The sequence below is a fragment of the Micromonospora sp. SCSIO 07396 genome (assembly GCF_053667945.1).
Genome location: NZ_CM132210.1, coordinates 6,894,918 through 6,909,565, shown reverse-complemented (window position 1 = coordinate 6,909,565; position 14,648 = coordinate 6,894,918). Strand labels below are relative to the sequence as shown.

Below are 14,648 nucleotides of genomic sequence, written 5' to 3'. Positions count from 1 at the left end.
CCACCCGGGACCGCCGGTGCCGTCGGCGGCCCGGTCGGTGCGGACGGACGCGACGGGGCCCCGCCGGGATGACCGGCGGGGCCCGTCCTGACGGTCACCCGGATCGTGGCGGATGACCAGGCTGCTGCGCCACGCCCCGGGAGGTGCCCAGGGGCGGCCGGAAGGGGGTCAGTTGCAGATGGTGCCGTTGAGCGTGAAGGGTGCCGGCGTGGTGGGCGAGCCGCTGGCGGTGAAGCCGAAGCTGACCGCGCCGTTGGTCGGGATGCTGGCGTTGTGGCTCTCGTTGCCCACCGTGACCGCCGCGCCGGTCTGCTGGAAGACGCCGTTCCAGTGGCCCTGGACCAGCTGGCTGCCGGGGAAGGTCCAGCCGAGCGACCAGCCGTTGACGGCCGGGCCGTCGTTGTAGACGGTGACGCTGACGTTGAAGCCGGTGTTCCAGGAGTTGGTCACCACGTACGACACCCGGCAGGTGCTCGCGAGGGTGGTCGCCGGTCGGATGTCGCCGTAGTCGTCCCGGGCGGTGGCGAAGTCCTGGAAACCGAAGCCGGGACCGGCCGACCGGGTGGTGGTGCCGGCGGCGAGGACGGTGCCGTTGGCGTTGACCGAGTAGACCGGTCCGCCGCTGTCGCCGCCCCGGGCCGACTCGTCGCCGTCGAGCTGGGTGGCCTCGACCAGGTCCTCGATGTCGTCGTAGTGGAAGTCGACCCGCAGGTTGCAGACCGGTCCGCCGATCTCACCGGCCGAGGTGTACCCCGACTGGCAGAGCAGCTGACCGGGGAAGACCTCGGTCCAGCCGGTCACCTGGGCGCGTACCTCGTCGTTCTGCCCGCCGACGTAGATGTGGCTGCCCGGCGAGGAGGTGGAGACCAGCATGGTGTCGTGGTCGTCGTTGCTGGCGACCCCGTAGCCGATCAGCGTGCCGCTGTTGGTGTTCGTGTTCCACCCGACGTGCCAGGGCTGACCGATCGGGCCGCAGTGTTCCGCGGTGAGCAGGTAGCCCACGTTGGTCGTCTGGTTGCGGACGCCGAAGCCGGCGGTGCAGGCGTAGGTGGTCAGCCCGATGCCGATGCCGCCGTCGTACGGCGCGGAGTCGTTGTAGCGGGACCGCTCGACCATCCGCTCGCGCACCACGGTCCGGGTGCTGACCCCGGTCGCCGGCAGCTTCGGCTGCTTCGCGCCGGCCTTCGGGTCGACGGCGACCTCGATCCCGGAACCGTCGGTACGCAGCCGGACGGCGTGGGTGGCGTCGTTCGGGTCGGCGGCCACCACGGGGGCGAGCTTCGCCGCCGCCTTCTTCAACTCGGTACGGGAGTAGGTGGCCCCGGCGACCTCCACCGGGGCGGTACGGCGTGCGGTCGCCACCGCCGCCGCGACGTCACCGGGCAGGGTGCCCTTCCACCAGAGGGTGACGTGGTCGTCCACCAGGCCGATGCCGGCGTAGCCACGCGGCGCGCCGGCCTCGACGGCGGTGCGCACGACGTTGGCCGCGTCGACCAGCGGGGCCTGGGCGAGCATCCGATCCCGGGTCTGCGCCGGGATCACGTCGAGGATGGAGCGGTCGTTCTCGGCCGTCGGCGACGTCGCCGACGCACCGAACGGCTGGCTGGGGGCGGCGTTGGAGGGTGCCGTCAGCGGACCGACCACCACCGTGGCGCCGAGGAGCACGCCGGCGACCACCGAGCGGCGGGTCGCGTTCCAGGTTTGCGTCATGACCATGAGTCAAGTGATTGCGCCGCCCCGGGAACAGGCAGAAGCATCGGCAAGAATCGGCCACGAGGGTGGCGACGCCCACACCCGCGTCGACCACGACGCCTCCGGTCACCGGGACGCCGGCCGGGCCCGGAGCTGGTGGCTCCGGCCCGGCCGGCGGGGTGGGGTGCGCCCGCCGTCAGGCGGTGGTGCAGGAGATGTTGCCGGGCGCGGTGCTGCTGCTGCCGTTGACCAGGAACCCGAAGGTGGTCGAGGCGTTCGGGCCGACGGAGCCGTTGTAGGAGGCGTTGCGGATGCTGACCGTGCCGCTGGTGCCGGTGTTGCTGCCGTTCCAGACGTTGGCGATGGTCTGCCCGCCGGCCAGCGTCAGCTGCACGGTCCAGCCGGTGATGGCGGTGGAGCCGGTGTTGGCCACCACCACCTCACCCTGGAAGCCGCCGGTCCAGCTGCTGACCGTGCGGTACGTCGCGGTGCAGCCGCCCGGCTGTCCGGTCGGCGGCGGCGTGGTCGGCGGAGCGGTGGTCGGTGGGGTGGTCGGCGGCGTGGTGGGCGGGGTGGTCGGGGGCGTCGTCGGCGGGGTGGTGGGCGGCGGGGTCGAGGTCCCCGGGACCGTGGTGGAGGCCGAGTTGAGCGCGTTGAGCACGGCGGTGTACGCCGGCTTCGGGTTGCTGCTGCGGTCGAACAGCAGCGGGTTCTCGCTGCCCCGCCAGGAGTCGCTGTCCCGGATGCCCCAGGTGGTGATGCCGACGCAGCGCGGGACGTTCATGCACGCCTGGGTCAGGCCCTGGTACTGGCTGGTCGAGGCGTTGGTGACGTCGGCCTCGGTCAGCGCCACGTCCACCCCGAGGGCGGCGAAGCTGGACAGCGTGGTCTGGAAGTTGCTCGGCAGCGAGCTGCCCCCGGTGAAGTGGGTCTGCAGACCGACGCAGTCGATCGGCACGCCGCGCGCCTTGAAGTCCTTGATCATGTTGTAGACGCCCTGCGTCTTGGCGTACGTCCAGTTCTCGATGTTGTAGTCGTTGTAGCAGAGCTTCACCGACGGGTCGGCGGCCCGCGCGGTGCGGAACGCCACCTCGATCCAGTCGTTGCCGGTGGACTGGAGGTTGGAGGAGCGGCGGGTGCCGTTCTCGGCGTACGCCTCGTTCACCACGTCCCAGGCGTAGAGCTTGCCCTTGTAGTGGGCCATCACGCCGTTGATGTGGCTGATCATCGCCTGCCGCAGCGCGCTGCCGCTCAGGCTGCCCCAGAACCTCGGCTGCTGGGCGTGCCAGGCCAGGGTGTGGCCCCGGAACCGCATGCCACGCTGGGTGGCCCAGTTGTAGATCGCGTCACCCCTGCTGAAGTCGAACTGCCCGGGGTTGGGCTCGGTCGCGTCGGGCTTCATCTCGTTGACGGCCGTCATCATGTCGAACTCGCGGCTGGCGATGTTCAGGAAGCCGGAGTCGCTGAGCCGGTCCGACCCCATCGCGGCCCCGAAGTACCTGCCGCTGCGTTCGGCGGCGGCCTTCAGCGTGGTCCCGGGCGGTCCGCTGAGGTCGGCGTGGGCCAGGGTCGCCACGGCCATCGACGACACGGTGATGGCCAGGGCGCAGGCGCCGCCCAGCAGCAGCCGGCTGGCCCTCCTGGTACGGCGTTGCGGTCGAGCGGGTACGTCGTTCATCTGTGCGTTTCCTCCTCGGTGTTCCGTCCGGTCACCGCCGGACGGGCACGCGACCGGTCGACCGCTCGTGGGATCGACGACCGGGACACCGCGCCTGCGGCGGGACCAGCACGTCACAGGGGGCCGGCCGGGGTCGCCCGGCCGCGCCTCATCGGTGACCACCGGTCGGCTGCCCGGTCCGTCCGGTGGATGGCGAACACTCCGCGTCCTACGCCCGTGCGGGGTGACGCTGCCCTGTGGCGATGCTATATCGAATGGATTCGATCTGCGACAGGTGTCGCCCTCAACCGGTACGGGCCCGCCGGGCCGCCAGCTCCGTACGGTTACGGACGCCGAGCTTGCGGAAGATGTTGCCCAGGTGGAACTCGATCGTCTTCACCGAGACGAACAGCCGCTGGGCCGCCTCCCGGTTGCTGAGCCCGTTGGCGATCGCGGTGGCGACCCGGGCCTCGGCCTCGGTCAGCGTCGACTCCCCGGCCGGCACCGGGAACGGCGGATCGGCGACCAGCGGGGGCTCCGCACCCGGCGGGGTCGTACCGAGGAACCGCAGATCCCGCATCACCAGCGTGAGCATCCCGGCGGCGCCGGTGCGGGCATACCCCGCGCACGCCTGCTCCAGCAACCGGGCCGCCTCGCCCCGCCGGCCGGCCCGCCCGTGGTGCACGCCCAGCAGCCAGGCCACCCGGGCGGCGAGCAACTGCTCGACCGGGCGGGTCAGCAGGTCCACCGCCGCCGTCAGGGTCGCCGTGGTGGCCGGGCCCGGGTCGAGGATCCAGGCCCGCCACGCCGGCAGCACCGGTCCACCCGGCCAGGAGGCCGGCGGGTCGTCGACCCCGGCGAGCAGGTCACCGGCCAGCCGGGACCGGCCGGCGAGGGCGTGGTGGGTGGCCAACTCCCAACGGTGCTCGTACTGGAGACCGGCGGTCGCCCCGACGTCCCTGGCCACCACGAGTTCGAGCAGCCCGGCCCAGGTCTCCCGGTCACCCCGGGCGAACGCCAGCGCGGCCGTGCACTCGGGCAGGTGGCGGGCCACCCAGGCCGAACCGACCTGTGCCGCCAGCTCGCGGGCCTGGTCCAGGTGGACGGCGGCATCGTCCAGGTCACCGCGCAGCGCGTCGCACTTGGCCAGCCAGGAGGTCGCCTCGGCCTGCACGTCGGGGGTGCCGCACCGCCCGGCCAGCCGGGCCGCCTCCCGCAGCTCCGCCTGACCCCGGACCAGGTTGCCCGCCCAGCAGTCACCGACCCCGACCAGGGCGAGCAGCCGGGCCCGGTCGGCCGGCGGCAGGTCCAGGCCGGCGAGCAGCGGGGCGAACCGACGCGCCTCCTCCGGACGCATCAGCGTCATCACGGCGGTCAACGCGCACTCCACCAGCACCGGGTCGTCGCCGAAGGCGTGCTCGTCGAAGATCCGGACGGCCGCGGCGAGGTGCTCCGGGCCCTCGGCCAGGCCGGCCCGGGTGGCCGCCGTCCCCGCCAGGGTGCGGTAGATCAGTGCGGTAGGCGCCGAGCCGCTCGCCTCGTGGGCCTCCCGCACCCGGGTCAGCAGCGGGAGCAACTGGTCGCTGTCGGCGGTGCGGGACAGCGTGAGGAAGGCCCGGAACAGCAGCCGCGCGGCCTCGTCCGGGTCGGCACGGTCGGCCGCCGACAGCAGGCGCTCGGCCGTGATCTCGGTGGACACCGGCTGAGCGTAGAACCCGGGGCCAACCCTGGGGATTTCCCTGGTGCCCAGGTCACCCCGGGCCACCCAGACTGCATGCACCTGCCGGTCCAGCCGGCCGGTGGGCGTTCGCGAACGGATAGAGGTAGCACCATGAAGCGCAGGACCGTGGAGATCGACACCATTCCCGCCGACGGGGTGGAGCTGGCCGACGACCAGCTCGCCCGGATGCTCGGTGGGCTGCCCCGCAACGGGGCGGGCTCGTCGAAGACCATCGACGACATCCCCGGCGGGGGTCGACCGGACACCGACACCGACTTCGACTGATCCGTCACCGTCGGCGATCCGGCCCACCGAGGGGCCGGACGTCGGCGGTCCCCCGCCCGGAGCACCCATGATCCTCATCCTGACCGCCCCCGACGACGTGCACGCCGACGCGGCCGAGGTGGAGTTGGGCCGACGTGGCGTCAGCTGGGTCCGCTTCGACCCGGCCGACGTACCGTCCCGCGCGTCACTGTCGGTGACCATCCGGGACGGCCGGCTCACCCGTACCCTGGTCCGGCACGCCGACCCGGGCGGGACCGTCGACCTCGACGCGGTGACCGCCGTCTGGTTCCGCCGGCCCGGCGTCCCGGTCGCCCCACCCCACCTGGGGGAACCCCACGCCGGCTTCGTGGTTCAGGAGAGCCGGCAGTTCGTCGGCGACGTCTGGGAGACCCTCGACGTGCCGGCGCTGCCCGCCGCCCGGCCGGTGGTGCTGCGGGCCCAGCAGAAGGTCCGCCAGCTCCAGCTCGCCCTGCGCCTCGGCTTCGACGTGCCGGCGACCGCCGTCGGCAACGATCCCCGCGACGTGCTCGACCTGTTCTCGCACACCGGCGGCCGGATGATCACCAAGCAGGTCGGGCTGACCAGCCTCCGCGACGAGCTGATGCGCTTCACCGAACCGGTCACCCACCGCGACGTCGGCCACGTCGACGGGGTACGCCACTGCCCCCTCATCGCGCAGGAACGGGTGCCCAAGCGGGTCGAGCTGCGGGTCACCGTCGTCGGCGACCGGGTCTTCACCGCCGCCATCGACTCCCAGCGGTCCAACCACGCCCGGCACGACTGGCGTCGCCAGGACGACCGGAACACCCCGCTGAGCCGCTACGACCTGCCCGCCGACGTCGCCGCCAGGTGCAAGGCGCTGACCCGCGCGCTCGGCCTGCGCTACAGCGCCCTCGACCTGATCGTCACCCCCGACGGCCGGTACGTCTACATCGAGATCAACCCCACCGGCCAGTACCTGTGGGTGGAGGAGGAGACCGGGCTGCCCATCACCGCCGCCGTGGTCGACCTGCTCACCACGCCCGCCCCCACCAACGGAGCCACCACGTGACCACCCTCGACCCGGCCCTGCTCGACGCCGCCGTCACCCTGGTACGGGAGCTGACCGTCGACCGCGCCGGCCTGCGCGAGGCCCGCCGACGCCTCACCCCGCTGCGGGAACGCTGGCCGGGGGCCGATCCGGCGGTCGTGCGCGACGAGGAGGTGGCCGACGGGTCGGTCGCCTTCGACGTGCTGCTGCGCGAACCGGCCGGCACGGTCTCCGTGGCGTACAGTCCGACGCCGGCCCTGCCGTGGCCGCTGCGCGGGGCGGTCCGGCACTCCGACCACCACCTCGCCCGGGTCGGCACCCGCACGCTGCGGGTGGGCGAGGCGCTCACCGCCCTCGACTTCCTCTGGTACGACCACGACGTGCTCGCCCGGCTGGTCGACACCGGCCTGGTCGCCGAGGAACTGGAGCAGCACCCGGTCGCGGTCGACGACGACGAACTCCAGGCGGCGGCCGACGCGTACCGCCGGGCCAAGGGGCTGCTCGACGCCGAGTCGACCGCGCGGTGGCTCGCCGACCGAGGGCTCACCGCCGAGGACTTCGCCGACCTGATCGCGCACACCGTGGCGGTCGCCCGGCTCCGGGCCCGGGTGGTGGGTGACCGGCTACCGGAGTGGTTCGCCGCGCACCGGTCCACGTTCGACCGGCTCCTGATCGCCTGGACCGCCGAGGGGACGCCCCCCACCGACCGCGCGACGGCGCTCGCGGCGGTGGCCGACGCCGTCCGTGCCGGCCGGGCCGCCGGCACCCTGCGCACGGTGGCGGTCGCGGCCCCGCCGGAGCTGCGCGACGCCACCGGGCCGGTGCCGACCACCATCGCCGGTACGGCGGTGACGGCGGTGGTGGTCGACCGCGAGCCGGCCGTCCTCGACGACGACACCCGGGCGCTGGTCGAGCGGGCCATGTTCGACGAGTGGCTGGCGCAGCGGCGGGCCGGCACCGACGTCGAGTGGTTCTGGCTGCCCCGGGACCGGACGACCCGGGTCCGGTGACCGGCCGGCGACGGGTGCCGGTGGTGCTCCAGGTCGCCGCCACCGACTGTGGGCCCAGCGCGCTGGCCATGCTGCTCGCCGCCCACGGCCGGGCGGTCCCGGCGTCGTACCTGCGGGCCCGGCTCGACGTCGGCCGGGACGGCCTGAGCCTGCGCGACCTGCGTGACGAGGCGCAGCAGCACGGGCTGCGTTGCCGGGCGCTCGCCCTGCCGGCGCTGCGCGTGGACGCCACCCGGCTGCGGGAGCTGCCGATGCCGCTGCTGGCCCACTGGAACGGCGACCACTACCTGGTGGTCGAGCGGATCGGCCGCCGGGGCGTCGACGTGGTCGACCCGGCCGTGGGTCGCCGACGGCTCTCCCCCGCCCAGTTCTGCGCCGGCACCACCGGGGTGGTGCTGCTGGCCACGGCCGACGGTCCCGCCCCACCGGCACCGGCGGCACCGTCGCCGGTACGCGACCTGCTGGTGCCGGTGCTACGCCGGCACACCGGGTTGCTCGCGCTGTTGGCGGCGACCTCGGTGCTGCTCACCGCGACCGGCCTGGCCGTGCCGTGGGCGACTGCCGCGCTCATCGACGCCGTCGCGCCCCCGGCGGCGACCTGGCTCGCCGCCGTCGCCGCGCTGGCCCTGCTCACCGGGGCGTTGTCCCTGGCCCGTGGCCTGACCGTGACCAGCCTGCAACGGCGCATCGGCAGCCGGCTCGGCACCGAGACGGTGCACCGGCTGTTCGACGTGGTCTACCGGTACTTCCACCGCCGGTCGGCCGGCGACCTGGTCGACCGGGTCCGGGCGGTGGCCGGCGTCCGGGACCTGCTGGCGTCGGCGCTGGTCGCCACCGCGCTGGACGGGCTGCTGGTGGTCGGCTACCTGGCCGTGGTGACCGTGCTGTCACCGGTGCTGGGGCTGGCGGCCACCGCCGTGATCGCCGTCCAGGCGGGCACCGCGCTGTGGTTGGGCCGCCGCTCCGGCGCGCTGCAACGGGAGGAACTGCTCGCCTCCGGTGAGGAGGCGGCCCGGCTCTCCGAGGCGGTGCAGGGCATGGCGGCGATCCGGGTCGCCGGCGCCCAGCAGCGGGTACGGCAGCGCTGGCAGGAGTCGTTCGACCGGGGTGTGTCGGCGGCGCACCGGCTGGCCCGGCTGTCGGCGGTCGCGGACGCGCTGCTCGCCGCCGGATCGATGGCGAGCCCGGTGCTCATGCTGCTGGTGGCGGTCCGGCAGGCCGACTCGCCGGGTCGGGCGGCCGGGCTGTCCGCGCTCGCGGTCGCCGCGATCACCCCGGCGGTCGCGCTGGCCCAGCGGCTACCGTCGTTCACCCTGCTCGCCCCCACCATGGACCGGCTGGCCGACATCGTGGACGCCCCGGTCGAGCAGCCCACCCCGGGTGTGCCCGCGCCCCGGCTGACCGGGCTGGTCACCCTGACCGGGGTGGGTTTCCGGTACGACAGGCGGTCGCCCTGGGCGCTGCGCGACGTCACCGCCGTGATCCGGCCCGGCAGCAAGGTGGCGGTGGTGGGCGGCTCGGGCAGCGGCAAGAGCACCCTGGTCGGCCTGCTGACCGGCCTGTACGCCCCGACCGAGGGGCGCATCCACGTCGACGGCCACGACCTCGCCACGCTGGACCTGTCCTCGGTGCGCCGGCAGATCGGGGTGGTCCTGCAGGAGACCTACCTCGGCGCGGGCACCCTGCGCGAGGCGTTGACGCTGTCCCGCCCGGACGCCTCCGACGCGGCCGTCGACCGGGCGGTCCGGCTGGCCGTGCTGCACGACGACGTGGCGGCCCTGCCGATGGGGCTGCACACCCACCTCGGCGACGGTGGCGTCGGCCTGTCCGGCGGGCAACGGCAGCGGGTCGCGCTCGCCCGCGCGCTGCTGGCCGACCCGGCCCTGCTCATCCTGGACGAGGCGACCAGCGCGCTGGACACGGTGACCGAGGCGACGGTCGAGGCGAACCTGCGGACGCTGCCGGTGACCCGGTTGGTGATCGCGCACCGGCTCTCGACGGTCGCGGACGCCGACCTGGTCCTGGTGCTCGACCGGGGGCGGCTGGTGGAGAGCGGGCCGCCGGGGGTGCTGTTGGCCGCCGGAGGGCCGTTCGCCCGGCTGGCCGGTGTGCCCGCCGCCGGGCGGTCGTGGCCCGACCCGGTCCGCTGAGCCGGTCACGGCGCGTGCGGGACGGCGGCGAACTCGACGAGGTCGAGGCGTCCCTGGGTGGCCACGTAGCGGGTGAGTGAGGTGTTGGCGACCGGGGTGGTGGCGAGGATCGCGTCGAGGTCGGCGAACGACAGCCCCTCCAGGACGTGCCGGGCGGCGACGACCACGGCGTCGTGGGCCACCAGCCACACCCTGCGGCCGGCGTGCCGGCGGTGCAGATCGGCCAGGGTGGCGCGGACGCGGGCGGCGACGTCGTCGAACGTCTCGCCGCCGGGTGGCCGGTAGGCGTAGGGGCCGTCGGTGGCGAGCCGGGCCGCCTCGGCGGGGAACCGCTCGGCGATCATGAGCGGGGTCAGGAGTTCCAGCTCGCCCATGAGCCGGTCGACCAGCCGCCCGTCGAGGTCGACCGGGGTGACGCCGAGGGTGACGGTGGTGTCCGCCACCCGGGCCCAGGTCTGCCGGGCCCGCCGGTACGGGGAGCAGACCACGTGGTCGGGATGCCGGTCGGCGGGCTGTGCGGCGAGCCAGCGGCCTAGCCTGGTGGCCTGTCGCCGGCCCGACGGCGACAGCGGGATGTCGGCGTCGCGCCCGGTGAGCCCGTGGGTGGCGACGCCCCGCGCGTGGGCCTCGGCGAACGCGACGTTGGCGACGCTCTGCCCGTGCCGGACGATGGTCAACTCCGCGACGGTGTCCATGGTTCCACTGTGCGGCAGCGGCCGGCGCGGGGCGACGCCCGGCGACGCGGGCCGGGGCGCGGGGCGACGCGCGCTGTCGGGCCGGGGCGCGGGGTGACGCGGCGCTGTCGGGCCGGGGCGGGGTGGCGGCACACGGCGGCTCGCCAGCCCCGACGCCCCGACCGGACACGTTTCCGAAAGTTTTCCGAAAGTCGTTGACGCGTTCGAAATGCCGCTGCAATACTCCGATTCACAGCGACATCCACGCATCTCGATTGATTACCGCGCCCCAGGTATCACCGCCCTCAGGAGGACCTGCGCATGATCCCCAGTACCGGTGGCCCCGGCCGCCCGTCCCGTTCCCGAGCCGCCCGCCTGACCGTCCGGTTGGCGGTGCTCGCCACCACCGTGGCGCTGGGCGCCGTCGGCGTCGCGGTCTCCGCCACCCCGTCCAGCGCCGCCGCCTGCAACGGCTACGTCGGCCTCACCTTCGACGACGGGCCGACCGGCAGCACCAACGCGCTGCTGAACGTGCTGCGCGCCAACAACGTCCGGGCGACCATGTTCAACGTCGGGCAGAACGTGCAGGGCAACCCGTCCGCCGCCCGGGCCCAGGTCGACGCCGGCATGTGGATCGGCAACCACAGCTGGAACCACGCGCACATGACCTCGATGGGTCAGAGCCAGATGCAGTCCGACCTCTCCCAGACCAACTCGGCGATCCAGTCGGCGACCGGCGTACGGCCGCAGTTGTTCCGCCCGCCCTACGGCGAGACCAACTCGACCCTCCAGTCGGTCGCCTCGTCGCTCGGCATGCGCCAGGTGATCTGGGACGTCGACTCCCAGGACTGGAACGGCGCGAGCGTCAGCCAGATCGTCTCCAACGCCGGCCGGCTCCAGAACGGCCAGGTGATCCTGATGCACGACGGCATCCAGAACACCCGCGACGCGATTGGGCAGATCATGGCCAACCTGAACAGCCGTGGCCTGTGCCCGGGCATGATCTCGCCGAGCACCGGGCGGGCGGTGGCCCCGGACGGCACCCCGCCGACCAATCCCCCGACCACCCCGCCCACCGGCACGCCGACCACCCCGCCGGCCGGTGGGACGTGCACCGCGACGGCGACGTACCCGAACGTGTGGGGCGACCGGTACAACACCTCGGTGACGGTCCAGGGCGGCAGCAACTGGACGGTGGTGGTGGCGCTGACCGCACCACAGAAGGTCAACACCACCTGGAACGGCACGCCCAGCTGGGACAGCTCCGGTTACGTGATGACGATGCGCTCCAACGGCAGCGGCAACACCTTCGGCTTCACCACGATGATGAACGGCAACAGCAGCGCCAGGCCGCAGATCCGGTCCTGCACCGCGAGCTGATCACTGCTGGCCGCCACGGCCGGCCGGGCCACCGCAGGTCCGTCCTCCCGGACCGGGCCCTCCCCGATGCGTCCCCGCATCCGGGGAGGGCTCCCCGCGTGGCCGGCCCCGGACCCGCGCATCACGGACACCTCGACGACCGGGCGTCGGGACCGATCGGACATCGAACCCACCTGATCGTCCGCAAAGGAGTAAATGGCCTCGTCAGGGTCGGCCGCCCATGCGATCCTTCCTCTGCGGACGCCTGTCAGGTCGACCGTCGTCGTCACGGGGAGGACCGGCATGCGTGCCCTCGCACGCGCCACTCGGCGCTTGTTGTCAACAGCCACGGCCCTCGCGGTCGGTTGCGGGTCGGTGCTCGGCGCGAGCGCCGCCCCGGCCGCCGCGGATGTCGGCGGGCCGACCGCACTGATCACCGCCGGCCAGGCGTGCGCCCCGCAGGCACCGGGGCCCTACCTGAGCCCGGAGCGCCTCAACGACGCCCACGCCGTCACGCTCCAGGGCTCCTGGACCGGTGCGCCCCAGAGCGCCGATCCGCAGGCCGACTTCCAGGTGTGGGACGTCACCAGGCCCGAGGAGCCGCAGCAGTGGCGCGACGGGGTCGACAGGCGCAACAACCGGGTCTACATCCAGCTTGAGGACCCTGCCCGCCAACTCGACGGCGTCACGTACGCGTGGCGGGTCCGCGTCCTCGACGGCGCGACCACGTCACCGTGGAGCGACACCTGCCACTTCACGATCGACCGCAGCGGCGGTCCGGCGGCGGTGGTCGCCTCGACCAGGTACCCGTCCGGAGACTGGGAGGACGCCAGCGGCGCGGTCGGTACGGCCGGGGAGTTCACCTTCACCTCGGCCTCCACCGACACCGTGGACTACCGCTACCTGTTCTACTCCGGGGAGACCGGTGGCGACGACGACTACTCGACGGTGCCGGCGACGGGCCTCGGCGGCCCGGCGACGGTCTCCTGGACGCCGAAGGGCGCCGGCCACCACTCGGTGACCGTGTACGCCGTCGACCGCGCCGGCAACTGGTCCGACCGGACGGTGTACGAGTTCTGGGTACGGGAGACCCGGCCGTCCGTCTTCTCCAGCGCGTATCCGGACTGGGGCACCAACCTGGACTACGGTGTCGGCGTACCCGGAGCATTCGAGTTCACCGCCAACGTCCAGGGCACGGCGTCGTTCGCCTGGCGTATCGACGCCGGCGGCCCCTCCGGCACGGTCGCGGCCGACGCCACAGGCAGGGCCGTCGCGATGGTCGCCCCGACCAGGGCCGGCCGGCAGACGCTGTACGTGCGCAGCGTCACCGGCGACGGCACGACGCACCCGGAGCGGGCCTACACGTTCGTCGTCGACAACGCGCCCAGGGTGACCGGTGACGTCGACCGGAGCGTCGTCGTCGGATCGTCACTCCGGTTCCACCTGGCCCCACGGATGCCCGACGTCGGGTCCTACCTCTACTGGCGTCGCGACCACAGCGGCAACGAGCCCGACCAGAAGACCGTCCTGCCGGCGGGTGCGGACGGCACCGCTGACCTGACCTGGACCGCCACCAACGAGAACATGGACACCCAGGCGCTGCTGGTGCAGAGCCGCAGCGCCGACGGCACCCTGTCGGAGCCCCGGTACGTCTCCGTCTCCGTCCAGGACGGCCATCCGTACGTGACCCGCAGCGGCGGCGATGTGCTGGGTTCGACGGCCAGCTTCACGGCACGTACCGAGATGGCGAACGCCACGGAGTACGAGGTTCTCCTCAACGGCGACCCCGCCACCCGTCAGGTGCTCCCGGCCGAAGCCGACGGCACTGTCGCATTCCGGTACACGCTCACCAGGCGCGGCTACACCTACGTCACCGTGGTCGCCCGGAACGCTGCCGGTGTGCGGACGGGCGAGGGTGGCACCTCCTGGTCGGTCACCGACTCGCCGGTGGTCGTCTCCACCGACTTCCCCTCGTCGGGCTCCGGCAGGATCGCGCCGGGCACCTTCACCTTCACGCCCCGACAGCCCGGCGCGGTGAAGTACGTGTACCAGGTCGGCGGCACCGAGAACACCGTCACGGCGGCGGCGGACGGCACGGCGACGATCACCTGGACGCCGCCGGACTCCGGTTACCACACACTCTACGTGCGGAGCCGGACCGCGGACGGTGTCGACTCGTTGCAGTCCCTCTACTCCTTCTACGTGGCACCCGACCCACTCACCGTGACGTCGGTGTCGCCGTCCTCGGTCGCCACCGGCGGCGTGCGGACGATCACCCTCACCGGCACCGGCTTCCAGCAGGAGGACCGGGTCACGGTCACCCCGACGGGCGGCGCGGCGCTGACCGCGTCGGTGCGGAGCGTGTCCCCCGACCACCGGACCCTCACCGCCGAGGTGGACCTGACGTCCGCCGTCGCGGGCAGGGCGTCCGTCTCGGTGCGGCCCAACGACTGGAGTGACGCGGTCTCGCTCGCCGACGCGTTCACGATCACCGGTGCACCGGCCATCCGGCCGGTGACCGCGCCGGCCGTCATCGGCCTGGTGGCGGTGGGGGCGACGGTCCGCGCCTCGACCGGGCAGTGGAGTCCGGCCGCCACGGCGTACACCTATCAGTGGGCGGCCGACGGCACCGCGATCGGCGGGGCGACCGGGGCCACCTATCGGGTCCCGGCGTCCCGGCTGGGCGAGCGGCTGACCGTGACGGTCACCGCGACCAGGCCCGGCTACTCGCCGACGCCGGCGACGTCGAAGGCCACCGGGCCGGTCACCGAGGGTGCGGTGCGCGGGCCGCGGTAGAGCCGACCACCACCGACGCCGCACGGGTCGATCAGATCCTGCTGGCGACCGCCCACCCGCCGCCCGTACCGCCACGGGTGCCGGGTGGGCGTGGGAGCGGTGGCCGAAACTATCGGTTCACACAATCGAAACTACCGGTTGAACAACCCGGAGTTGTGTGTCAGCCTAATAGGGATCGATCAATGTGAACGTTAACGGGATTCCGCCTGTCCCGACGACCCCGCCCGGTAACCGCGTCGTCGCCACCGTCCGCCGCCGATCAGGCAGCCCGAGCC

At 73.5% G+C, this 14,648-nt stretch carries 10 protein-coding genes; 6 read left to right on the top strand and 4 right to left on the bottom strand.

The genetic code is table 11. The features are described 5' to 3' along the window. Positions 1–168 precede the first annotated feature (168 nt). The 3 genes from ACWCHM_RS30395 to ACWCHM_RS30385 form a co-directional block, all read right to left on the bottom strand. Positions 169–1,710, bottom strand: coding sequence for a cellulose binding domain-containing protein (locus tag ACWCHM_RS30395; RefSeq protein WP_454220849.1), 1,542 nt, complete (start codon positions 1,708–1,710; stop codon positions 169–171). A 178-nt stretch (positions 1,711–1,888) separates the two neighbouring features. After that, positions 1,889–3,370, bottom strand: a complete 1,482-nt coding sequence (locus tag ACWCHM_RS30390) for an endo-1,4-beta-xylanase (protein ID WP_281902108.1) — start codon at positions 3,368–3,370, stop codon at positions 1,889–1,891. A 283-nt stretch (positions 3,371–3,653) separates the two neighbouring features. Continuing rightward, on the bottom strand, positions 3,654–5,048 hold the full coding sequence (locus tag ACWCHM_RS30385; RefSeq protein ID WP_454220847.1) for a helix-turn-helix transcriptional regulator: 1,395 nt from the start codon (positions 5,046–5,048) through the stop codon (positions 3,654–3,656). A gap of 132 nt (positions 5,049–5,180) precedes the next feature. On the opposite strand from ACWCHM_RS30385, the gene ACWCHM_RS30380 reads away from it, so the two are divergent. The 4 genes from ACWCHM_RS30380 to ACWCHM_RS30365 all read left to right on the top strand — a co-directional run bounded on the left by ACWCHM_RS30380 (position 5,181) and on the right by ACWCHM_RS30365 (position 9,544). After that, the gene (locus ACWCHM_RS30380) at positions 5,181–5,354 is read left to right on the top strand and encodes a putative ATP-grasp target RiPP (protein ID WP_144081550.1); all 174 of its coding nucleotides are present in this window, start codon (positions 5,181–5,183) and stop codon (positions 5,352–5,354) included. Positions 5,355–5,421: 67 nt separating this feature from the next. Continuing rightward, on the top strand, positions 5,422–6,405 hold the full coding sequence (locus ACWCHM_RS30375; protein WP_454220846.1) for an MvdC/MvdD family ATP grasp protein: 984 nt from the start codon (positions 5,422–5,424) through the stop codon (positions 6,403–6,405). Further along, positions 6,402–7,394 carry a TIGR04500 family putative peptide maturation system protein gene (locus tag ACWCHM_RS30370; protein ID WP_454220845.1) on the top strand — a complete coding sequence of 331 codons (993 nt, stop codon included), beginning with the start codon at positions 6,402–6,404 and terminating at the stop codon, positions 7,392–7,394. The genes ACWCHM_RS30375 and ACWCHM_RS30370 overlap by 4 nt, the downstream gene beginning before the upstream one ends. After that, complete coding sequence (locus ACWCHM_RS30365; RefSeq protein ID WP_454220844.1) at positions 7,391–9,544, top strand: peptidase domain-containing ABC transporter; 2,154 nt, start codon at positions 7,391–7,393, stop codon at positions 9,542–9,544. The genes ACWCHM_RS30370 and ACWCHM_RS30365 overlap by 4 nt, the downstream gene beginning before the upstream one ends. Positions 9,545–9,549: 5 nt before the next feature. On the opposite strand, the gene ACWCHM_RS30360 is transcribed toward ACWCHM_RS30365, so the two are convergent. Next, positions 9,550–10,239 (bottom strand): histidine phosphatase family protein, encoded by a 690-nt coding sequence (locus ACWCHM_RS30360; RefSeq protein ID WP_454220843.1) that lies wholly within the window; start codon positions 10,237–10,239, stop codon positions 9,550–9,552. 300 nt (positions 10,240–10,539) lie between these two features. On the opposite strand from ACWCHM_RS30360, the gene ACWCHM_RS30355 reads away from it, so the two are divergent. Both ACWCHM_RS30355 and ACWCHM_RS30350 read left to right on the top strand, forming a co-directional pair. Next, positions 10,540–11,598, top strand: a complete 1,059-nt coding sequence (locus ACWCHM_RS30355) for a polysaccharide deacetylase family protein (RefSeq protein WP_204961825.1) — start codon at positions 10,540–10,542, stop codon at positions 11,596–11,598. A gap of 315 nt (positions 11,599–11,913) precedes the next feature. Further along, positions 11,914–14,373 carry an IPT/TIG domain-containing protein gene (locus ACWCHM_RS30350; RefSeq protein ID WP_454220841.1) on the top strand — a complete coding sequence of 820 codons (2,460 nt, stop codon included), beginning with the start codon at positions 11,914–11,916 and terminating at the stop codon, positions 14,371–14,373. Positions 14,374–14,648 lie beyond the last annotated feature (275 nt).